Source organism: Stenotrophomonas sp. STEN031, from assembly GCF_056759975.1.
On sequence record NZ_JBRREA010000123.1, the window covers coordinates 1 to 909 of the forward strand.

General features: G+C 60.6%; 1 protein-coding gene. It reads left to right on the top strand.

The features are described from left to right. The first annotated feature begins 61 nt into the window (after positions 1 to 61). On the top strand, positions 62 to 826 hold the full coding sequence (locus tag ACVOLQ_RS22435) for an IS6-like element IS6100 family transposase (protein WP_001389365.1): 765 nt from the start codon (positions 62 to 64) through the stop codon (positions 824 to 826). The last annotated feature ends 83 nt before the right edge of the window (positions 827 to 909 follow it).

The following is a 909-nucleotide window of genomic DNA, read 5'->3' on the forward strand; positions in this document are numbered from 1 at the left end:
GGCTCTGTTGCAAAAATCGTGAAGCTTGAGCATGCTTGGCGGAGATTGGACGGACGGAACGATGACGGATTTCAAGTGGCGCCATTTCCAGGGTGATGTGATCCTGTGGGCGGTGCGCTGGTATTGTCGCTATCCGATCAGCTATCGCGACCTTGAGGAAATGCTGGCGGAACGCGGCATTTCGGTCGACCATACGACGATCTATCGCTGGGTCCAGTGCTACGCCCCGGAGATGGAGAAGCGGCTGCGCTGGTTCTGGCGGCGTGGCTTTGATCCGAGCTGGCGCCTGGATGAAACCTACGTCAAGGTGCGGGGCAAGTGGACCTACCTGTACCGGGCAGTCGACAAGCGGGGCGACACGATCGATTTCTACCTGTCGCCGACCCGCAGCGCCAAGGCAGCGAAGCGGTTCCTGGGCAAGGCCCTGCGAGGCCTGAAGCACTGGGAAAAGCCTGCCACGCTCAATACCGACAAAGCGCCGAGCTATGGTGCAGCGATCACCGAATTGAAGCGCGAAGGAAAGCTGGACCGGGAGACGGCCCACCGGCAGGTGAAGTATCTCAATAACGTGATCGAGGCCGATCACGGAAAGCTCAAGATACTGATCAAGCCGGTGCGCGGTTTCAAATCGATCCCCACGGCCTATGCCACGATCAAGGGATTCGAAGTCATGCGAGCCCTGCGCAAAGGACAGGCTCGCCCCTGGTGCCTGCAGCCCGGCATCAGGGGCGAGGTGCGCCTTGTGGAGAGAGCTTTTGGCATTGGGCCCTCGGCGCTGACGGAGGCCATGGGCATGCTCAACCACCATTTCGCAGCAGCCGCCTGATCGGCGCAGAGCGACAGCCTACCTCTGACTGCCGCCAATCTTTGCAACAGAGCCTCCGTCGCCATGCTCACCTCGCTTTGGTG

Excerpts from the sequence above, each read along its gene's own strand:
- ACVOLQ_RS22435 (WP_001389365.1), top strand. The coding sequence starts at position 62 with ATGACGGATTTCAAGTGGCGCCATTTCCAGGGTGATGTGATCCTGTGG.